This is a genomic window from Streptomyces diacarni, from assembly GCF_003323715.1.
In the GTDB taxonomy this organism is placed as follows: domain Bacteria; phylum Actinomycetota; class Actinomycetes; order Streptomycetales; family Streptomycetaceae; genus Streptomyces; species Streptomyces diacarni.
In genome coordinates, this window is sequence record NZ_QOIN01000034.1 from 142169 (window position 1) to 162545 (window position 20377).

Genomic DNA, 20377 nt, shown 5'->3' on the forward strand with positions numbered 1-20377 from the left:
TTCCGTAGGCGAGCCGGACCAGCCGAGGGTAGTGCCGCACGAGGGCAGCCTCGGCCTGCTCGACGTCCAGCGTCGCGGGCCGCTCACTCACACTCCGTGAACGAGGCACCCGTCGCAGGAGTCACCACTGTCCACCGCGCGGGTGGCGGCCCACCCGTCCGTGCTACCGGGGGCGTCAGGTCGGCTGCGCGGGGACTTCCAGTGTCACCATCGTCGGTCCTTCGGCCGGGCTGTTGAGTGCCAGGACGCCGTCGAACTGGGCCAGCCGCCGCTGGACGCCCCGCAGTCCGGAGCCGGCGTCGAGGGAGGCGCCGCCCTTGCCGTCGTCGGTGACGGTGACGCGGACGGCGCCCGAGTCGGGGGTGTCCTGGGCGTAGAGCACGTCGAGCCACACCCGGGAGGCCTCGGCGTGCTTGGCGGCGTTGGTCAGCACCTCGCTCACCGCGAAGTAGACGGCCGTCTCGACGGGCTCGTCGAAGCGTCCCGGCAGGTCGATGTCGGCCTCCACGGGGATCTGCATGCGCAGGGCCAGCGCGCGCAGGGCGTCGGGGAGGCCGCGTTCGGCCAGGACGGGCGGGTGGATGCCGCGCACCAGGTCGCGCAGTTCCGTCAGCGCCTCGGCGCTGTTCTCCCGCGCCTGGGCGATCAGCGCCTTGGCCTTGGCGGGGTCGCGTTCGACGAGGGCTTCGATGGTGCCCAGGCTCATGCCCATGGCGACCAGCCGGGCCTGCGCGCCGTCGTGCAGGTCGCGTTCGATGCGGCGCAGCTCGGCCGCGGAGGAGTCCACCGCGTCGTGCCGGGTCTCGTACAGCTCCGCGACGCGGCGGGAGAGCAGCATCTCGCGGGTGGGCTCCAGCATCCGCGCGGTCAGCTGGTGGTTGAGCGGCAGCATCGGAGGCAGCAGCGCCGTGGTGAAGCCGGCCGTCATGTCGGCGGGCAGCCAGGAGATGTCCCGCCAGGTCGCGGGGTCCTTCAGCAGCCACACGCACTGCTCCACCCAGCCGACGACGCCGCCGCCGCGTCGACGCGGCCGGGGCCGGTACGGTTCGGGCACCTCGATGCCGCCCCACCGGTGGGCGAGCTTCCGCCGCTGGTTGGCGTAGCGGCGGAGGGCGTGCTGGACGGGTGGGAAGGTGACGACGCCCACCCCGATGGGCAGCAGCGCGAGCGAGACGAGGGACAGCACGAACAGCAGGATGGAGAGCGGGAGCGTGACGACGGCGAGCGCGGGTCCCCTCACGAGCGCCAGCATCAGCTCGTGCGTCTGTACCGCGGCCCGCGGTCGCTCGTCCGTCACGTCCCGTTCCCTCCCCGTACTGCCCCTCGCCCGCGCCGCGGGCCCACCGCCCGCGGCCGCGCGGCTAGCGCTCGCCCGTCTTCCAGCCGGCGAATTCGGCGAGTCCGCGGGCCGTGCCGCCGCCGTTGGTCGCCGTCATGAACGCGCCGGCGTCCTGACTGCCTGACGCACCGGGCACCTCGACGGTTGAGACGGTACGCCAGTTCTTTCCGTCGTCGGTGGACAGCTCCCCGGTGAAGGAGCGCCCCGAGCGGGAGAGCCGCAGGGTGACGGGGGCCGTGACGCCGGTGATCCGCCGGTAGGTGTCGAGGGTGCCGTCGCCGTCGCTGTCCCAGGAGAGCACGACGCCGCTCGCGGGGGTGGCCGCCAGGTTCACAAAGCCGCCGGGCGCCGCGTCGGCCAGCCGGTTGCCCGCGACGATGCCGGCGCGTGCCCACGGGCCGCTGTTCTCCTGGGAGACGACCTTCAACGTCACCGTGGAGCCGTCCGCCAGCGCCCCTGGCCGGTAGAGGGCGCCGAACTCGGCGGTCGCCTTCCACAGGTCGGCGCCCGCGCCGTCGATGGCCCACCGGCCGTCCAGGTGCCCGAAGACGGCGTCGTTGGTCGTTACCGTCCGCACGTCGTCGGGCAGCGGGCCCGCCCGGTAGAAGCGGTCGGACCTGCTGGTGGCCACCCTGTCCTGGCCCGCGGGTCCGGCCAGGACCTCCACCGTGTACTCCAGGGCGTCGAGCGGGTCGCGCAGTGCGCGCTTCGCCCCCGGGGGGACCCGCCAGCGGACGGTGGCTCTGCCGCCGGGCTCGATGGCGCGGTGCGAGGTCGGGTCCTGGGCCTCGGCGCCGTCGAGGTCGCGCAGCGTCACCTCGACGTTCCCGGTGGCGCTGAGCCCGTTCTCGTTGCGGTACTCGGCCCGTACGGTGCACGGCTCGCCCGGCGGGACGGCGCGGGGCTCGGCGATGACCTTCAGCGACGCCTGGTACGGGGCCTTGGCCAGCACGTCACGCACGCGGGTCGCGGTGGCGTACGGGTCGCTCGCCGCCCGCGTCGGATAGTCGTTCGTCTTCCGCGTCCAGGGCTCCTCTTGCGCGTACCAGTCGAACTTCTTGGGCGCGCGGTCCTGTTCGAGGGCGTCGGTGAGGTCGTCGAGGAACGCCTTCCACTGCGGGAGGTGGAAGTCGCGGATGAGGCCGTGCCAGTCGCGGTTGGCGTAGTTGGCCAGGTGGCCGCCGTCGGCCGTGGGGCGGTCGGCCCAGGTGGTGACCAGGGCGCGGGCCGTGCGCTCCAGCTGCGCGTCCTCCTTCGCCGAGCTCCCCGCACCGCGGGCGGCCTGGAGCCAGGGGCCCAGCAGGAAGGCCCGGTGGCCGCCTGACATGTCGTCGGACAGCTCCAGCAGCTTCAGCCACAGCGCGGCCAGCTTCTTGAAGGTGGCCGCGTCCTTGTTGTTGTAGGCGTCCTCCAGCTGCGGGATCAGCGTCCAGGAGCGGTTGGCGAGGACCTGGCGGCCGATGTCGGTCAGGTCGTACCGGTAGGCGTCGCTGGAGCGCAGCCCCTCGCCAACGCCGAGCAGCGCGGAGAAGGCGCCGTCGAAGGCGGGCAGGTCGAACGCGGGCGTGTGGGTGGCGTAGTAGGCACCGGAGCGGGCCGAGAGACTGGGCCGGGCCGCGAAGACGCTGTCGTGCGGGCGCCCGTCCTTGCTGCTGATCCGGTACGCGGTCTCCCGCAGCGCCCGCATCGCCTCCTCCGCCTTGGCGTCCTGGCCGCCGTAGCGCAGCTTCGCGTACCCGATGAACCAGCCGCCCCGGTCCACGGCCTTCTCGCGCCACGCCAGCTCGCTGAACAGCTCCAGTGCCGCCGCGTCGCGGTGCGTGGCCTCCGGCATGTAGCAGGTGCCCACCAGCTTGGAGCCCGACTTGTCCCGCCAGGCCGTGAAGCGTTCGGCCCACATGTGGGTCTTGGCGCCGATGGTGGTGCGGCCGCCGAAGTTGGGGATGCAGCCGAACGCGTAGGGCACCCCGCCCCAGTCCTTCTCCCGGTCGGTGACCTTGTCCAGGTCGGAGAGGCCGTCGACGATGAGCATCTTGTCCTTGGCGGTGAGCCCGTCCAGCAGCTCCTTGCGGGGGTTCTCCTGCCAGCCGAGAATCACCCAGGTGGCGCCGGGCCGTGCGGTGTGCAGGGCCTTCTCCACGGCCCGCGACGCCTCCGGCACCGGCACGTCGCCGGGGTCGCCGCCCTCGTGCAGCAGGTCCATCTTGAAGTGGTCGACGTCGCCGAAGAGTTTCTGCTGGTGCTGGTAGAAGGAGGCGGCCACCTTGCGGAAGGCGTCCGTGCGCGGGTCCAGCCACGGCGGCCGGTCCAGCCCGTTCCACTTGCCCTGCGGCACGGTGCGGGCGCCCTTGTGGTGCTTGGCGAAGTCGGCGGGGACGGTGCCGAAGTAGCCGGGCAGCACCGGCTTCATGCCCAGCTCGCGCATCCGGGCGAGGATGCGCTTGCCCAGGTCGGTCCGCTTCTTCAGCAGCGCGGTGCTGATCGGCCCTCCGTACTCGGCCATGTTCTGCAGCAGCCACCACGGCTGGTGCGTGGGCGCCGGGATCCAGGCGCGCGCCTGGGCCTCGCTGTACCCGAAGTCCTGGAGCACCCGGTGGTAGACGGCCTCCTGGCCCGCGGTGACCAGCACCTCGTTGAAGCCGTGCAGGGCCAGCACGTCGAGGAAGCGCTCCCAGTGCTCCCAGTCGGCGTAGGGGGCCGTGTAGCCGTCGTGGGTGTCGTTGAGGGCGAACCTGTTGGCGACGGTGGCCTTCTGCGCGTGCTGCGCCCGGGGCGCGGGCAGCGTCGCGGGGAGGTCGAGTTGGCTGCCCGACCAGGAGACGTGGGCGTCGCAGCTGTACTTGAGATACCAGTGCAGGCCCATGAGCATGGCCACGGGTCCCGTGCCCGCCACCCGCACGCCGCCCGCCTTGCCGGTGACCTTGAACCGCTCGGGCCCGCCGATCTGCTGGAAGGTGACCTGCCCGGCGTGCTGGGGCAGCAGCCGCTGGAGCGCCTGCTGCGCCGCGTCGATGCCCGGCGCCTTGGCCCGTGCCGTGCCGGTGCGCTGCCCGTCCGTCCGCTGAGCCGCCATGGCGGGGACGTACCCGCCACAGAGCGCGAGACCCGCGCCGAGCGCGCCCGTCGTGCCCAGCACGGCCCGCCTGTCGAGGGGTGCGCGGGCCGGCGGCACCGCGGATTCACCGGACTGCTCGTATTCGTCGTATCTTCTGCGCTCGTCGATCGGCTCGTGCATGGGGGCGCCTCCACCTGAGGGGTGTTCTGCCGTATGTGACCAAAGACACGTACGGTGAGGCACGGTAACGAAGCGGTCAGCCTCGGTCGAGGTAGGCGAGCACGGCGAGTACGCGCCGGTTGTCGTCGTCGGAGGGCGGCAGGTCCAGCTTTCCGAAGATGTTCGAGGTGTGCTTGGCGACCGCCCGCTCGGTGACGACCAGCTGCGCCGCGATGGCCGCGTTCGACCTGCCCTGCGCCATCAGCTCCATCACCTCTTTCTCCCGCGCCGTCAGGTTCCCCATCGGCGCGTCCTGCGAGCGCCGCGTCAGCAGCTGCTGGATCACCTGCGGGTCCATCGCCGTACCGCCCGCGGAGACCCGCCGTACGGCGTCCACGAACTGGTCGGCGTCGAAGACCCGGTCCTTAAGCAGGTAGCCCACGCCCCCGTTCCCGTCCGCCAGCAGCTCGCGCGCGTACAGCTGCTCGACGTGCTGGGAGAGGACCAGCACCGGCAGCCCCGGACGCTTGCGGCGCGCCTCCAACGCGCACTGGAGCCCCTCGTCGGTGAACGAGGGCGGCAGCCGTACGTCCACCACGGCCACGTCGGGCTCCAGCCGGGCGAGGGCCCGGCTCAGTTCGGGGCCGTTGTCGACCGCCGCCGCGATCTCGAAGTCGAACGCCTCCAGCATGCGGACGAGCCCGTCCCTGAGCAGGAAGAGGTCCTCAGCGATGACGACACGCACGGGAATCTCCAAACACGGTGGCCCGCTGGGCCGTATGGCGGTGGAGCCACGAATCTACCCGTACGGGCCCCCCGGGGCCCCAGGTCCGGTCGGAGCGGGGCCCCTCGCGCGGCGCGGTGCGGCGCACCAGCGACTGCCGAGTCGCGGCCTCAGCGGCTCAGCGGCTCAGCGGCTCAGCGGCCTCACCGGCTCAGCGGCCGGTGCGGTGGGTCCGGCAGCGGGATCAGCCGGTGACCTCGCGTATCCAGTCGCTGTGCTCGGCGACGCTCGGGTAGATGTCGGGCGTCGAGGCGCAGTCACCGACCGACCGGCTCGTCACACCGGCCAGCTGCCAGCGGCCCGCTGCCCTGGTGAGCGCCGGCGCGCCGGAGTCGCCTCCGCACGTCCCGGCCTCGCCGTCCGGATTGTCGGTGCAAAAGTCGCCCTCGCGGATGCCCCACGCGTCCCCGTCCGTCTCGTTGGAGGCGCACTTGGGGGTGTCGGGGGAGAGCACCGGAAGGTCGATCTCGCGGTGCTTGACGGGCAGCTGCGAGGGGTCGTTCCCCGTCGCCTTGGTGTAACCCCATCCGGTGGCCCTGACGGTGTCACCGGCCGCCGGGGTCTTCGAGGCCAGCGGTGCGGGCTCCTTGGAGACCTCGGAGGAGAGCTGGACCAGCGCGAGGTCGTGCGCGCTGCCCTCCTCGTCCGCGTAGCGGTAGTCCGGGTGCACCACGAACTTCTTCACCTGGGAGACCTCGCCGCCCTTGGTATGGGCGCGGGGCCGCCCGGGGACGGCAAGGGCGCGCGGCGCCCGGTCCCCCTGGGCACCTTCGGTGCCGTTCGCCTCACCAGATGACACAAGCATCTCCCCGTCAGATGTGGCACTCCCATCTCACCTCCCTCAACTCGCGCGTGTCCAGAGCTTTTTGACGCGACCGGTGGCTCCTCGGCGGCCCAGCTGCGGCCCGCCTGCGGTCCCTCGGCGGCGCATCGGTGGCGCACCGGCGCGGCGGGCCGGGCGCCGGTGCCGTCCCGCCCCGGCTCCGGGCTCCCGCGACCGATGCGAAAGCCCGGGTTCACACCGTGCGCGGGGCCGCCGTCGGGTAGGCTTGCCGACCAGTACCGAACGTCCGAGCGACGCGGAGAGAGGGAGGTGAGAAGCATTTCCGCTGTGACAGGCAAGGTGCTCTCCCCCCGTACCGGGCGGCCCGCGACGCGCTGAGCGGACGCCGGGGACAGCGGGAGCGCTGAGAACCCGAAAGGCTCCCATGCACGCTCGATCCGACGACTTCCCCCTCGCCGACCCCTCCCGCGCGAAAGCCGACCTGGTCGCGCGGCTCCGCGCCGCGGGCTGCGTCTTCGCCGAGGACGAGGCCCGCCTCCTGCGGGAGACCGCACGTGACGCGGCCGCACTCGACACCATGGCCGCCCGGCGCATCGCCGGGCACCCCCTCGAACACGTACTGGGCTGGGCCGAGTTCGCCGGCCTGCGCGTCGCCGTCGAACCCGGCGTCTTCGTCCCCCGGCGCCGTACGGAGTTCCTCGTACGGTGCGCGGCACAGTGCGCGGCCGACGCCGCCCCCACCGGGACGCCGCCCCTCGTCGTGGACCTGTGCTGCGGCACCGGCGCGGTGGGCGCGGCAGTCCTCGCGGCACTGCCGGACGGTGGCGAACTGCACGCCGCCGACATCGACCCGGCGGCCGTGCGCTGCGCCCGCCACAACCTCGCGGAGACCGGCGGACACGTCCACCAGGGCGACCTGTTCGCCGCGCTGCCGACCGCGCTGCGCGGCCGGGTGCACGTGCTGACGGCCAACGTGCCCTACGTGCCGACCGACGAGATACCGCTCCTGCCGCCCGAGGCCCGCGACCACGAACCCCTCCCCGCCCTCGACGGCGGACCCGACGGGCTCGCCCCGCTGCGCCGCGTCGCCGCCGACGCCGCCGCGTGGCTCGCCCCGGGCGGAGCGCTGCTGACCGAGACCAGCACCCGGCAGGCCGAGCCGGCCGCCGACCTGCTGACGGCGGCAGGGCTGACGCCGACCGTCGCCGAGGACCCCGACCTGTACGCGACGGTCCTCACGGCCCGGCGCCGCGAGTGAGCCCGGCCGAACCCCGGGCGACCCTTCTCCCCCCACCGGCGGTACGCCTTCTCCCGCCGACCGCAGGGCACGGGAACAGGCGGCCAGGGAACAGGTGCTCAGGACACCGGGCGCTCACTCAAGCCGGCAGCTGCTCCTGGGCCCGGTGCAGGACCGAGGTGACCTCTTCCGCGAAGCGTGCCCCGCACGGGTGGGGCTCGCCGGTGCGTACCGAACGCAGCACCGCGTCGAGGGCGCGGCCGAAGGAGACGGCAGGGTCCTCCTCGCGGAGCGGGAGTTCGGCGACTCCCGCTCCGCCCCGCACCTCGGCGGTGACCCCGGCCGCCGCCGGGGTCACCGAGTGGCTGAGCGTGCACGTGCTGGAGGCGCCGGAGGCGTGCCGCAGCACCAGGTGCACGGTGTCGCCGACCCCGCCGCGGGCAGCGGTCACGCTCTCGGCCTCGCCGAGCAGCGGCAGCAGTACGGACAGCGCGTGGGGGCCGACGTCCCACAGCGCTCCCTTCTCGCGGCGCCAGGGCGAGGCCGTGTAAGGGGAGTCGGCGCCGCCGAAGACGGGGGAGAGCCAGTCGGCGCGCCCCACCTGCCAGTCTCCCGTGGACTGTGCGCGGGAGGCCTCGCCGCGCCGGGCCGTCTCGCGCAGCCACTCGCCGGTCGTGTCGGAGAAGTGCAGGGTGAAGAAGACGACGCAGCCGACGCCGCCCCGCTCCACCGCCTCGGTCACCGCGCGCGCCGCCTCGGGTGTCGTGGCGACGGGTTTGTCGAGCAGCAGGTGGCAGCCGGCGTCGGCGGCGCGTACGGCGAGGGGGGCCTGCACGTCGGGTGGCAGGGCGACGGCCACCGCGTCGCAGTCCGCGAACAGCGCGTCGATGTCGGCGTAGGCCCGGGTGCCGAGCTGCTGGGCGAGGGCGCCGGTGGGCTCCGCGCGGCGTCCCCAGACGCCGACGAGGTCCACGTCCTGGTGAGCGGCGAGGGCGGGCCCGTGGGTGCGCTGTGCCCATGGCCCGGTGCCGAGGAGTCCGAACTTCATGCCCGCAGCGTAGGAGAGGCCGGCCGCGTGGGGGAGAGGGCGTCGGCGGCGGGCTCGCCACGCCGTGGGGCGCGCGTCCGTACGGGGGATGACCGCGTTGCCCCATCGGAGCCGACTATCGCCTCTCCCGTGTGCACGTCCGGTGCGTCCCGTGGCCGTCGGCGCCGCCCCGCGTCATGGTGACGCCCGGCCGGGCCGGAGGGACCGACGCCTGGTCGAGGCCGGTCCAGCGCCCGACCGGGAACGGCCGGGGACGTACGACGCCCGGCCGGCAGCGGCCGGGGCCGAGCGAGGGAGACGGACGTCATGGCGGAGCTGTTCATCGACGGGGAGTGGCGGCAGGCCGCGGCGGGCGGGCGGCGGGAGGTGGTCAACCCGTTCGACGCCTCCGTGATCACGACGGTCGACGAGGCGGACGAGACCGATGTCGACATGGCGGTACGGGCTGCCAAGCGGGCCTTCGAGCGGGAGGAGTGGGCCGGCGCCCCCACCCGGCGCCGTGCCGATGTGCTCCACCGCGTCCACGATCTCCTGCTGCGCGACCAGGAGGAGATCGCCCGCACCGAGACCCTCGACACGGGCAAGACGCTGGCCGAGGCCCGCATCGACATCGAGGACGTGGCGAACGCCTTCCGCTACTTCGCGGAGCTCGCGGGCAAGGACGGCGGCCGGGTGGTGGACGTCGGCCCCGACGTGCTCAGCCGCGTCGTCCACCACCCGGTCGGGGTGTGCGCGCTGATCGCGCCGTGGAACTATCCGCTGCTCCAGGCGTCCTGGAAGGTCGCCCCCGCGCTGGCCGCGGGCAACACCTTCGTCCTCAAGCCGAGCGAGACGACGCCGCTGTCGACGCTCGCCATGGTCCGCCTCATCGCGGAGGCGGGCGCGCCGCCCGGTGTCGCCAACCTGGTGCTGGGCTCGGGCGCGAGCGTGGGCGCGGCGATGACCGCGCACCCCGAGGTGGACCTGGTCTCCTTCACCGGCGGGCTGTCCACCGGGCGGCGGATCATGGAGAGCGTGGCGCCCGACGTGAAGAACCTGGCGCTGGAGCTGGGCGGCAAGAACCCGAACGTGGTCTTCGAGGACGCCGACTTCGACGCGGCGCTCGACTTCGCGCTCGACGCCGCGTTCCTGCACTCGGGCCAGGTCTGCTCGGCCGGCTCCCGGCTGATCGTGCAGGAGGGCCTGCACGACAGGTTCGTGGAGGAGCTGGGTGCCAGGGCCGCCGCCATCCGGCTGGGCAACGGTCTTGAGCCGATGACCGAGTCGGGGCCGCTGTCCTCGGCCGAGCACCGGGCCAAGGTGGAGGGCTATCTGGAGATCGCCCGCGAGGAGGGGGCCCGGCTGGTCACGGGCGGCCGCCGCCCCGACGACCCCGCACTGGCGAACGGCTTCTTCCTGCTGCCGACCGTCTTCGCCGACTGCGACCGCTCGATGCGCGTCGTCCAGGAGGAGGTGTTCGGGCCCGTCGTCACCGTCGAGCGGTTCCGCACCGAGGACGAGGCCGTCGAGCTGGCCAACGACACCCGCTACGGCCTGGCGGGCGGGGTGTGGACGAGCGACGCGAGCCGCGCCCAGCGGGTCGCGAACCGGCTGCGGCACGGCACGGTGTGGATCAACGACTTCCATCCGTACGTGCCGCAGGCCGAGTGGGGCGGCTTCGGCCGCTCCGGTATCGGCCGCGAGCTGGGCCCCACGGGGCTGCGCGAGTACCAGGAGGCCAAGCACATCTACCAGAACCTCAGGCCGGCCCCCTCCGGCTGGTTCAAGGGCTGAGGGGCGCCGGGTGGACGAGGAGCACGTGATGAGCGAGAGCGCGTACGACTACGTCATCGTCGGCGGCGGCACCGCGGGCTGCGTGCTGGCGGCGCGGCTGACCGAGGACCCCGACTGCCGGGTCTGCGTCATCGAGGGCGGCCCCAGCGACGTCGGCGACGAGAACGTGCTGCGGCTGCGCAACTGGATCAACCTGCTGGAGACCGACTACGACTACGGCTACACCACCACCGAGCAGCCGCGCGGCAACTCGCACATCGTCCACTCGCGCGCCCGGGTGCTGGGCGGCTGCTCCTCGCACAACACCCTCATCAGCTTCCTGCCCTTCCCCCAGGACCTGGACGAGTGGGTGGCCCAGGGGTGCGCGGGCTGGGACCCGGTGACGATCCTGCCCTACCGGCACCGGCTCAAGAACACCATCGTGCCCGTCGGCGAGGAGGACCGTAACCCGATCGCCCGCGACTTCGTGACGGCCGCCGCCGAGGCGCTGCACGTGCCCGTCATCGAGGACTTCAACCGCGCGCCCTTCCCCGAGGGCGCCGGCTTCTTCTCCCTCGCCTACGACCCGGCCACGAACAAGCGGTCCTCGGCCTCGGTGGCCTACCTGCACCCCGTCATGGACCGGCCCAACCTGACGCTGAAGCTGTGCACGTGGGCGTACAAGCTGGAGTCCGACGCGGCCGGACGGCTCACCCGCGTCGCCGTGCGGTACGAGGACGGCTCCACCGGCACGGTGCACGCCGAGCGCGAACTGCTGCTGTGCGCGGGCGCCATCGACACGCCCAGGCTGCTGCTCCTGTCCGGGATCGGACCCGCCGACGAGCTGCGCGCCCTCGGCATCGACGTCCGCGCCGACCTGCCGGGGGTGGGCGAGAACCTGCTCGACCACCCCGAGTCGGTGATCGTCTGGGAGACCAGGGAGCCGCTGCCGTCGAACTCCGCGATGGACTCCGACGCCGGGCTGTTCGTCCGCCGGGACACCGGCCGGTCCAGACCCGACCTGATGTGGCACTTCTATCAGGTGCCGTTCACCGTCAACACCGAACGGCTCGGCTACCCCGCCGTCCCGCACGGCGTGTGCATGACGCCGAACGTGCCGCGCGCCCGCTCCACCGGGCGGATGTGGCTGCGCAGCGCCGACCCGGCCGCGCACCCGGCCCTGGACTTCCGCTACTTCACCGACCCGGAGGGCCACGACGAGCGCACCCTCGTCGACGGGCTGCGCCTGGCCCGCGAGGTGGCGGCCACCGCGCCGCTGCGCGACTGGCTGTTCCGGGAGGTCGCGCCGGGCCTGGACCTGGTCACCGACGAGGAGCTGTCGGAGTACGGGCGGCGCGCCGCGCACACCGTCTACCACCCGGCGGGCACCTGCCGGATGGGCGCCGCCGACGACCCGTGGGCCGTCGTCGACCCCGAACTGCGGCTGCGCGGCCAGGAGGGTGTCCGCGTCGTCGACGCCTCCGTCTTCCCGACCATGCCCTCCGTCAACCCGATGGTGACCGTGCTGCTCGCCGCCGAGCGCGCCGCCGACCTGCTCACCGGGCGCCCCGGCCCCGAACCGGACGGGAGCGAACGCTGATGGCCGGCGCCGCCGCCGCGCCCGCCTCCGGCGGCGACGCGGGAAGCGGGGGCCACGGCGAGCACGGCACGGAGTTCCGCAAGGAGATGGGGCCCTGGGCCAACTTCGCCCTCGGCTTCACCTACCTCTCACCCGTCGTGAGCACCTACACCCTCTTCGGCTCCGCGCTGGCCGAGGGCGGGCCGCCGATGATCTGGGCGTTCCTGCTGGCGGGCTGCGGGCAGTTCCTGGTCTCCCTCGTGTTCGGGGAGATCGTGGCCCAGTTCCCCATCGCGGGCGGCGTCTACCCGTGGGCGCGGCGCCTGTGGGGCATGCGGTACGCGTGGATGACGGGCTGGGTCTACATGTGGGCGCTGCTGGTGACCATCACCAGCGTGGCGTACGGCGCGGGCCCCTACGTCGCCATCCTGTTCGGGTTCGACGCCAGCGTGCACACCACGGTGATCTGCACCGTCATCCTCATCATCGTCGCCGCGCTCATCAACTACGCCGGGACCAAGGCGCTCTCCTGGGCCGCCCTCATCGGCTTCGGCGCCGAGCTGATCGGCGCCCTCATCGTCGGCGTCTACCTGCTGTCCACGCACCGCATGCACGGACTCGGCGTCCTCTTCGACACCTACGACACCCAGGGCAGCGGCTCCTACGCGCCGGTCTTCCTGGCCGCGGCCATCATCGGCTTCTACCAGTACTACGGCTTCGAGGCGTGCGGCGACACCGCGGAGGAGGTCGCCCACCCCGGCCGCGTCATCCCCAAGGCCATGCGCCGCACGATCTACGTGGGCGGCGCCGCCGCCACCTTCACCTGCGGTTCGCTGCTGCTGTCGGTCACCGACTACGGTGCGGTGATCTCCGGTGAGAACTCCGACCCCGTGGTCAACCTCCTCTTCGACGCGCTGGGCACCGTGGGCGCGCGCCTGGTGATGGCCGTCGTCCTCATCTCCTTCCTCTCCTGCACCATCAGCCTCCAGGCCGCCGCCGGACGCCTCATCTACTCCTACGCCCGCGACCGCATGGTCGTCGGACACCGGCTGCTGCGCCGCTTCTCCCACAAGCGGGCCGTGCCCGAGGTGGCGCTCCTGGTGGCCGCCGTCATCCCCGGACTCATCGCCTTCGGCTCGCTGATCTCCGCCGACGCCCTCACCAAGATCGTGTCCTTCGCGATCCTGGGCATCTACGGCGCCTTCCAGATGGTCGTCCTCGCCGCGCTGCGAGCCCGCGTCAAAGGCTGGCGCGCCACCGGCGAGTTCACGCTCGGCCGCTGGGGCCTGCTGGTCAACAGCGCGGCCCTGGCCTACGGCATCTTCGCCATCGTCAACATCTGCTGGGCCCGCACGCCCGAAGAGCCGTGGTACTCCAACTACATCGTGCTGCTGTGCGGCGGCATCGTGGTGGGCACGGGGCTGCTGTACATGTTCACCACCCACCACTACGGGCGCGGCGACGCCCCCTCGGGCGACGCGATCCCGCAGCCGCACGGCGCCCGCTGACCCCGGCGGCAGCGGTGCCCGCCGCACCCGGCGGGCACCACCGTCGCGTTCACCCGTCGCGCCTCATCCCACGTGCTGCCGGTCGCGGGCGCCGCCGGGGGTCCCGTCCACGGCGGCCGGCGCCGCCGCCACGGGCCCCGTCGCCCCCTCCGCGTGCTCTGCCCGCGCGAAGTCCGCCTCCCCGTGCTCCACGCGGGGCAGCCACCGCAGCCACGAGGGCAGATACCAGTTGCGCTCGCCCAGCAGCATCATCACCGCGGGCAGCAGCACCATCCGCACCAGCGTGGCGTCCAGCAGGACGGCGACGGCCAGGCCCACACCCATCTGCTTCATGTCCTGCATCGACAGCGTCGCGAACACCGCGAAGACAGCGATCATGATGACGGCCGCCCCCGTCACCGCCGGGGCCGTGGCCCGCACGCCCTCACGGATGGCCTCCCGCGTGGCCGCGCCCCGGTCCTTGGCCTCGCGGATCCGGGAGACCACGAAGACGTGGTAGTCCATCGACAGCCCGAACAGCACCACCAGCACGAACAGCGGCATCCACGACTCGATGGCGCCCACGGCCTGCGTGCCGAAGAGGCTGTCGCCCCAGCCGTGCTGGAAGACCGCCGTCATCACCCCGTACGCCGCGCCGACCGACAACAGGTTCAACGCGATCGAGGCGAGCGCGATCGGCAGCGAGCGGAAGCAGACGAGCATCAGCAAGAAGGTGACGGCCGTGATGAACGCGAACACCGGCACGATGCCGTCCCGCAACTGGTCGTTGAAGTCCGTCGAGCTCGCCAGCTCACCGGTGACGTAGGCCTGGCCGTCGGCGGCGGCCGGCTCCAGGACGTCGGGGACGAGCCGGCCGCGCAGGGTGTCCAGCGCGGCGAGCGAGGCCTCGTCCGTCCCGTTCCCCGCCAGCGGCACGTCGATCACGGCGACGCCGGAGTCGGCGTACACGCGCGTCTCGACGCCCTTGCCGAACCGCGCGCCCTCCTCGCGCAGGGCGCTGCGGAAGTCCGCCAGCGCCGTGCGGGTCTTCGCAGAGCGCACATCGTCGGCCTTGAGGACGACACGCGCCGGGGAAGGACCGCCGGGGAAGGTCTCGCTGATCTTCTCGGCGCTGACCCGCAGCTCGGCGTCCTCGGACATCTGCTGCTCCAGGGACAGCTGTTCGGTCTTCATGCCCAGCGCGGGCGCGGCCAGCGCGAGCATCGCCACGGCGGCGAGGACGGCGAACAGTCCGGGCGCCGCCAGCACGGGCCGCAGCAGCCCGCCGGAGATCCGCCCGCCGGGCGCGCGCCGCCCCGTGGACCCGGCCTGTCCGGCGACTCCCGGCGACCCGGCCCCTCCGGCCGCCTGCTTGCGCCCGCGGCCGCCGCCGCGCCTGCCGAACAGGCGCGGCCTGCCCTTCTCCACCCGGTCACCCAGCCAGGAGAGCGCGGCGGGCAGGATCGTCACCGAGCCGAGCATCGCGATGAAGACGACCAGGATCGTGGCCACCGCGAACCCCTGGAACAGCAGCAGCCCGGACAGGAACATGCCCGCCATCGCCACCATCACCGTCAGGCCCGAGACGAGGACCGCGCGCCCGCTGGTGGCCGCGGCGATCCGCAGGGCCGTCTGCGCGTCGGCGCCCGCCGCCCGCTCGTCGCGCTCCCTGCGCAGATAGAACAGGCAGTAGTCGACGCCGACCGCGAGGCCCATCAGCAGCATCACGGAGTTGGTCTGCTCGTCGATGTGCAACTGGCCGGAGACCAGCGCGAGGATGCCGTTCGCGGCCAGGAACGCGGTGATCGCGAGCGCGACCGGCAGCAGCGCCGCCACCAGCGCCCCGAACGCCACCAGCAGGATGCCCAGGGCCAGCGGCACGGCCGTCCACTCCGCCTTGGCGAAGTCGTCACCGAGGATCTCGTTCAGCCACTTGCCCGCGCTGGCCTCGCCGTACTGGTGGATCTCGACGCCCTCGCCGCGGTGCCCCTCGCGGACCTTCTCGACCGCGTCCAGGACCTCGGTGATCGGCTTCTCGTCCGTCGAGTCCCCCGCACCCCGCATCCGGAAGCCGACCAGAGCCGCCCTGCCGTCCTCGGACGGCAGCGGCTCGCGCACGTCCTTGACCCGGCCGGTGTCCTTGACGGCCCGTACGACATCCGCCGCGGCCGCCCGCCAGCCGCCCTCGGTCCGGCTCGCCACCATCACCGACTCGGCGGGCGGCTCCTCGATACCTGCCTCCTCCAGGATCGCGGTCGCGCGGGCGGAGTCCCGCACGGACTGCTCTGCGCCGGTGGGCTCCGTCAGCCCGGCCATCCCGCCGAGCGTCGCGGTGAGCACCACGAACAGCAGCCAGCCGAACACCGCCGTCTTGCGGTGCCGGGTGCTCCACCCGCCGAGCCGCGCGGCCAACCCCGGGCGGGCCCCGCGCGCTGGACGGGGCGGGCGTGAGGAGCGGGGCGGGCGGGGAGTGGTGCCCGAGGCAGGTGGTCCGGCCGGTCCGCCGGTCCCGGGCGCGGTGGGCGGTCTGGTCGGTGAGCCGGTCGGTGGTCTGGTCACGGGATCCCCGCTTCTGATCTCGGAGGTGTCGGACGGACGTACCTGGATCGAGCGGAAACGACGCTAGAAGCGCGCGACCGTGCTCCCCAGCCGCCGAAACCCCCAGTCGGAAGGGACGAAACGAGACCCGGGAGGTGGTGCTAGGTGCACCCCGCAGACGGGCGCGGAGACGAGTGTGCGGAAGGGGCCGCCGCGCGCAGACTGGTCACCGTGCCCGGAAAGTGGGCATCCAGCACCGCCCGGACACGGGTCCTGGCGGGCGGTGGCCGAGAAGAGGGGAACGGGCATGACACCGCAGGACGGCATGGAGCGGGCGGGGGCGCCGGGGCCCGCCCGAGCACGGCGCGGTCGCGTGGCGAGCGCACTGCTCGCGGCCGTACGCGGCATCCCGCTGATGCTGCTCTCCCTGGGCGTCTCCCTCGCCCTGTTCATCGTGACGGTGCTGTCGGTCGTCTTCCTGCTGCTGGGCATCGGCTTCTTCACCACCCCGTGGGTCGTGCACGCCGTACGGATCCACGCCAACCAGCGCCGCGCACTCGCCGGCCACTGGGCGGGCCTGCGCATCCTGGACCCCTACAGGCCGCTGCCGCCCGGCCCCTCAGGGATCACCGGGCACGTCGAACGCACGGTGCTGATACTCAAGGACCCGGCCACCTGGCGGGACCTCGCCTGGCTGCTCTGCGACGCCGTGGTGGGCTTCCTCCTCGCCCTCCTGCCGGTGGCGCTGATCGCCTGGAGCCTGGAGGGCTGGGTACTGCTCGCGGGCCTGTGGCACGCGGTCGCCGGTGACTACTGGTACGGCTTCATCCACATCGACACCTTCGGCGACGCACTGGCGGCCGCCGCGCTCGGCACCTTCGTCCTGCTGATCGGCCTCCACGCCAACCCGTACCTGATCGACGGCCACTTCCAGCTCGCCCGCGCCCTGCTCTCCCCCACCCGGGGCGCCCAGCTCGCCCAGCGCGTCGAGCGGCTGTACGAGACCCGGCACGACGCCGTGGACACCTCGGCCGCTCAACTGCGCCGCATCGAACGGGACCTGCACGACGGCGCACAGGCCAGGCTGGTCTCCATGGGCATGAGCCTCGGCGCCGTCGAAGCCCTCGTCGAACACGACCCCGCCCAGGCCAAGAAACTCCTCGCCCACGCCAGGGAGACCTCGGCCGAGGCCCTGACCGAACTGCGCGACCTGGTACGCGGTATCCACCCGCCGGTACTGGCCGAACGCGGCCTCGGGGACGCCGCCAAGGCCCTCGCCCTGCGGATGCGGATGCCCGTCGAAGTCGACATCGACCTGCCGGGACGCTTCCCCGAGCCCGTCGAGTCCGCGGCCTACTTCTCCCTCAGCGAGATCCTCACCAACGCGGCCAAGCACGCGGACGCCGACCACATCTGGGTCGACATCCACCACACCGACCTCGACGGCGGCATGCTGCGGATCGCCGTCACCGACGACGGGCAGGGCGGCGCGGACGTCTCCCGCGGCTCCGGCATCGCGGGCATCGAACGCCGCCTCGGCCAGTTCGACGGCGTCCTCGCCCTCACCAGCCCCCCTGGCGGGCCCACCATGGTCACCATGGAAATCCCCTGCCGGCCACTGACCCGCCGCCCGTGACACGAGCGCCGGGCAAGGCCCTCGCCGGGGCCGGGGCGGCAGTCTTCGCCGGGCGCGGGCAAAAGCGGCCACCGGCCCGTCCCGGCAGGGAAGCCGGCGCCGACCCGCACCGGCGCAGCCCTTTGCCGGGCGGAGGCTCCGCCCAGACGGTGACGGCGGCGGTGCGGGCTCCGTTTCCGTTGTGAGGCGCGGTGCGCGTCGGGATCACACCAGGGCCGAGACCTTCTCCCGGTACTGCCGGACCGGCGCCGCGTCCCGGTACGGTTCCAGGCGCCGTTCGAAGTCCCGTACGTACTCGTGGGCCCGTACCGAGCGCATCTCCGCCGCCTGGTGGGCCGCCTCGGCGGCGAGCTGGCAGGCCTGCTCGATCTCGCCGAGCCCCAGCCGGGCCGTGGCCAGCACCACCCGGCAGAACAGCCTGCTGCGCGCGAACCCGGCCCCGCGCAACTGGAGGGAGCGCTCGGCGTGCTGCGCGGCGGCCCGGTACTGCTGGAGGTCGCGGTGGCAGTGGCCGAACTCGTCGGCGAGCTGCGCGTCGTCGAAGAAGCGCGCCCAGACCGGTACGTCCTCGCTGGGGCGCGCCGCCTCCAGGGCGCGGTCCGCGCGGGCCAGTGACGCCGCGCAGGCCCGCACCTCGCCCAGCACACCGTGCCCGCGCGCCTCCGCCGCGTGCAGCAGCGCCTGCACGACGGGCGGCACCGAGGTGCCCACCCCCTGCTGGGCGACCCGCGCGAGCTGCACCGCCTCCCTGCCGTGCCCCAGGTAGACGGCCTGCCTGCTCATCGTCACCAGCACGTAGGAGCCGAAGGCGCGGTCGCCCGCGGCCTGCGTCAGCCGCAGCGCCTGCACGAAGTAGCGCTGGGCCAGGCCGTGCGCGGCGATGTCGTAGGAGGTCCAGCCCGCCAGCCTGGTCAGGTCCGCGGCCGCGCCGAAGAGGCGTCTGCCGAGCTGCTCGCTGTAGACGCCGCGGAGCATCGGCTCGGCCTCGTGTTCCAGATACCGCACCAGGGCCTGCCGGGCGTGGCCGCCGCCGTAGGCGTGGTCGAGAGCGCGGAAGAGCTCGCAGACCGAGCGCAGCGCCGCCACGTCGCCGCCCGAGACCCGCTGGCCCGGGCCCCGCTCGACCCGGTCGAGGCGCGCGGCGGCCAGCGACGGCGGCCTGGTGGCGACGCCTGTGCCGCCGCCGACCCGGGACTGCGCCGGGACCCGCAGGCCGTCGCCGGGGGACGCGCCGCCCACGGAGCCGCCCACGGCTCCGCGCCCGGCGGCCGGCCCCGGAGGGGCCCCGCGCCCCGGCCCGGCGCCGGGCCCGCGGGCCGGTCCCGTGCCGGCCCCGAGCCCCGCGGCGAGCGGCCCGGTGCCGGCGAGGGCGCCGGGGCCCGCGCCGCCTGGCGGAGCGCTCAGCGGCCCCTCGGGCTCGGGGCCGCGCGCCACCCGCTCGTCGGCCCGGCCGATCAGCCAGTCCCGGCTCGGCACCACGAGCCCCGCCGGGGTGAAGGCGATCTTCCGCAGCTCGGCGTGGCTGCCCGAGTCCTTGCGCCACAGACCGCTGACGATGTCGACGGCCTCGGCGGGCGTCGCCGCGAACTCCAGGCCCGCGTAGACGGGCGCACACGCGTCCAGCCCCAGGTCCTGCGCCGTCAGCCGCCGCCCCAGGCGCCGGGTGAAGACCTCGGCGATCAGCGCGGGCGTGGTGCCCCGCGGCTGCTGACCGCGCAGCCAGCGCGTCACCGAGGTCTTGTCGTAACGCAGGTCGAGACCGTGTTCGAGGCCGAGCTGGTCGACGCGCCTGGCCAGACCGGCGTTGGAGAAGCCCGCCTCGGCGATCAGCGCGGCGAGCTGACGGTTGGGGATGCGCTGCTGGGATGGCTGGGTCGTGTCGTTCACCGACTCCCCAGATCGTTCCATCGTCATCGGCTTCACGGTCTCCTGCCCTCACGGCTTGTGTCAGACGCCGGGGCGCCCTGCTGGAACGGCGCGAATGTAACGGTCCGCCGTACCTCGTTCGCCCCCTTCGTCGTGTATTCATCCGTACGTGTGAGTAGGTGACCACCTGCGACGACACTGCGTGACCGCCGTAGAGTGGCCGACGGGCGCGAGCGCGGAGCAGCCCGCCACCGCGGGCGTGACGAAGGAGGCATGAGGCATGGGAGAACCCCGGCTTGACGGTCCGGTGGAGGGCGAGCTGCGCTTCGTCCACCTGGGCTTCGGCGACAACGCGGTCGACTACCTCGACGCCTGGCAGGAGCAGAAGCGGGTGCACGCCGCGCGGTTCGCCGACGAGGTCCCCGACACCTGCCTGATGCTGGAGCACCCCCCCGTCTACACCGCCGGACGGCGCACCGAGGACAGCGAGCGCCCGCTTGACGGCACCCCCGTCGTGGACGTCGACCGCGGCGGCAAGATCACCTGGCACGGCCCGGGACAGCTCGTCGGCTACCCGATCCTGAAGCTGCCCCGCCCCGTGGACGTGGTCGCGCACGTGCGCCGCCTCGAAGAGGCCATGATCCGGGTGTGCACCGAGCTGGGCGTCGAGACCACCCGCGTCGAGGGCCGCAGCGGAGTGTGGGTGCTCGGCGACGACCTCGGCAGGGCGTCCGGGCGTGCCGCCACCGGGCTCGCGCTCGACTTCGACCCCCGGCTCAACCAGGAGGACTACGACCCGCGCCTGATGGGCCCCGAGTACGCGCCCTCCAACGCGGGCCAGCGCGGTGTGGACCGCAAGATGGCGCAGATCGGTATCCGGGTCGCCAAGGGCGTGACCATGCACGGCTTCTCGTTCAACTGCGACCCGGACACGACCGGTTTCGACCAGATCATCCCCTGTGGCATCCGGGACGCGGGCGTCACCTCGCTCTCCCAGGAGCTGGGCAGGAATGTTCCCGTCTCCGAGGTGCTTCCCCTCATGGAGAAACACCTGCGCGAGGTGCTGGGGTCCTCGACGCCCCTGCCCCGCGCGGTCTGACTCCTTCCGCCACG

At 73.4% G+C, this 20377-nt stretch carries 13 protein-coding genes; 6 read left to right on the forward strand and 7 right to left on the reverse strand.

Going from position 1 to position 20377, the window contains the following annotated elements:
* Positions 1–175: 175 nt before the first annotated feature.
* From DTL70_RS07335 to DTL70_RS07350, 4 genes are all read right to left on the reverse strand, one after another.
* The gene (locus DTL70_RS07335) at positions 176–1297 is read right to left on the reverse strand and encodes a sensor histidine kinase (RefSeq protein ID WP_114021035.1); all 1122 of its coding nucleotides are present in this window, start codon (positions 1295–1297) and stop codon (positions 176–178) included.
* Positions 1298–1361: 64 nt separating this feature from the next.
* A complete protein-coding gene (locus DTL70_RS07340; RefSeq protein ID WP_114021036.1) occupies positions 1362–4574 on the reverse strand; it encodes an alpha-N-acetylglucosaminidase in 3213 nt (1070 codons plus the stop codon).
* 76 nt (positions 4575–4650) lie between these two features.
* On the reverse strand, positions 4651–5298 hold the full coding sequence (locus tag DTL70_RS07345; protein WP_114021037.1) for a LuxR C-terminal-related transcriptional regulator: 648 nt from the start codon (positions 5296–5298) through the stop codon (positions 4651–4653).
* 223 nt (positions 5299–5521) lie between these two features.
* The gene (locus DTL70_RS07350; protein WP_245979080.1) at positions 5522–6136 is read right to left on the reverse strand and encodes a S1 family peptidase; all 615 of its coding nucleotides are present in this window, start codon (positions 6134–6136) and stop codon (positions 5522–5524) included.
* A gap of 409 nt (positions 6137–6545) precedes the next feature.
* Between DTL70_RS07350 and DTL70_RS07355 the strand changes: the two genes are divergently transcribed.
* Entirely contained in the window at positions 6546–7379 is an 834-nt protein-coding gene (locus DTL70_RS07355; protein WP_114021038.1) for a putative protein N(5)-glutamine methyltransferase, read from the forward strand.
* Positions 7380–7497: 118 nt separating this feature from the next.
* Here DTL70_RS07355 and DTL70_RS07360 read toward each other — a convergent pair whose 3' ends face one another.
* Positions 7498–8406 (reverse strand): Gfo/Idh/MocA family protein, encoded by a 909-nt coding sequence (locus DTL70_RS07360; RefSeq protein ID WP_114021039.1) that lies wholly within the window; start codon positions 8404–8406, stop codon positions 7498–7500.
* 306 nt (positions 8407–8712) lie between these two features.
* On the opposite strand from DTL70_RS07360, the gene DTL70_RS07365 reads away from it, so the two are divergent.
* The 3 genes from DTL70_RS07365 to DTL70_RS07375 are packed head-to-tail and all read left to right on the forward strand — an operon-like array spanning position 8713 to position 13245.
* Positions 8713–10179 (forward strand): aldehyde dehydrogenase family protein, encoded by a 1467-nt coding sequence (locus DTL70_RS07365; protein ID WP_114021040.1) that lies wholly within the window; start codon positions 8713–8715, stop codon positions 10177–10179.
* A 28-nt stretch (positions 10180–10207) separates the two neighbouring features.
* A complete protein-coding gene (locus DTL70_RS07370) occupies positions 10208–11758 on the forward strand; it encodes a GMC family oxidoreductase (protein WP_181860823.1) in 1551 nt (516 codons plus the stop codon).
* On the forward strand, positions 11758–13245 hold the full coding sequence (locus tag DTL70_RS07375; RefSeq protein ID WP_114021041.1) for an APC family permease: 1488 nt from the start codon (positions 11758–11760) through the stop codon (positions 13243–13245). The genes DTL70_RS07370 and DTL70_RS07375 overlap by 1 nt, the downstream gene beginning before the upstream one ends.
* 63 nt (positions 13246–13308) lie before the next feature.
* On the opposite strand, the gene DTL70_RS07380 is transcribed toward DTL70_RS07375, so the two are convergent.
* Positions 13309–15636 (reverse strand): MMPL family transporter, encoded by a 2328-nt coding sequence (locus tag DTL70_RS07380; protein ID WP_425470327.1) that lies wholly within the window; start codon positions 15634–15636, stop codon positions 13309–13311.
* 433 nt (positions 15637–16069) lie between these two features.
* Here DTL70_RS07380 and DTL70_RS07385 point away from each other — a divergent pair, with 433 nt between their 5' ends.
* Positions 16070–17398: a sensor histidine kinase gene (locus DTL70_RS07385; RefSeq protein WP_245979082.1), complete on the forward strand. Its 1329-nt coding sequence runs from the start codon at positions 16070–16072 to the stop codon at positions 17396–17398.
* 204 nt (positions 17399–17602) lie between these two features.
* On the opposite strand, the gene DTL70_RS07390 is transcribed toward DTL70_RS07385, so the two are convergent.
* Positions 17603–19312 (reverse strand): NsdA family TPR-like regulatory protein, encoded by a 1710-nt coding sequence (locus tag DTL70_RS07390; RefSeq protein WP_181860824.1) that lies wholly within the window; start codon positions 19310–19312, stop codon positions 17603–17605.
* Positions 19313–19544: 232 nt separating this feature from the next.
* Here DTL70_RS07390 and lipB point away from each other — a divergent pair, with 232 nt between their 5' ends.
* Positions 19545–20363 (forward strand): lipoyl(octanoyl) transferase LipB, encoded by an 819-nt coding sequence (gene lipB / locus DTL70_RS07395; protein ID WP_114021042.1) that lies wholly within the window; start codon positions 19545–19547, stop codon positions 20361–20363.
* Positions 20364–20377: the final 14 nt, after the last annotated feature.

What these genes read in the sequence shown, in the direction of transcription:
- DTL70_RS07340 (WP_114021036.1), bottom strand. Translation starts at nt 4,574, where the DNA reads ATGCACGAGCCGATCGACGAGCGCAGAAGATACGACGAATACGAGCAG.
- DTL70_RS07355 (WP_114021038.1), top strand. Translation starts at nt 6,546, where the DNA reads ATGCACGCTCGATCCGACGACTTCCCCCTCGCCGACCCCTCCCGCGCG.
- DTL70_RS07360 (WP_114021039.1), bottom strand. Translation starts at nt 8,406, where the DNA reads ATGAAGTTCGGACTCCTCGGCACCGGGCCATGGGCACAGCGCACCCAC.
- DTL70_RS07365 (WP_114021040.1), top strand. Translation starts at nt 8,713, where the DNA reads ATGGCGGAGCTGTTCATCGACGGGGAGTGGCGGCAGGCCGCGGCGGGC.
- DTL70_RS07370 (WP_181860823.1), top strand. Translation starts at nt 10,208, where the DNA reads ATGAGCGAGAGCGCGTACGACTACGTCATCGTCGGCGGCGGCACCGCG.
- DTL70_RS07375 (WP_114021041.1), top strand. Translation starts at nt 11,758, where the DNA reads ATGGCCGGCGCCGCCGCCGCGCCCGCCTCCGGCGGCGACGCGGGAAGC.
- DTL70_RS07385 (WP_245979082.1), top strand. Translation starts at nt 16,070, where the DNA reads ATGACACCGCAGGACGGCATGGAGCGGGCGGGGGCGCCGGGGCCCGCC.
- DTL70_RS07390 (WP_181860824.1), bottom strand. Translation starts at nt 19,312, where the DNA reads ATGACGATGGAACGATCTGGGGAGTCGGTGAACGACACGACCCAGCCA.
- lipB (WP_114021042.1), top strand. Translation starts at nt 19,545, where the DNA reads ATGGGAGAACCCCGGCTTGACGGTCCGGTGGAGGGCGAGCTGCGCTTC.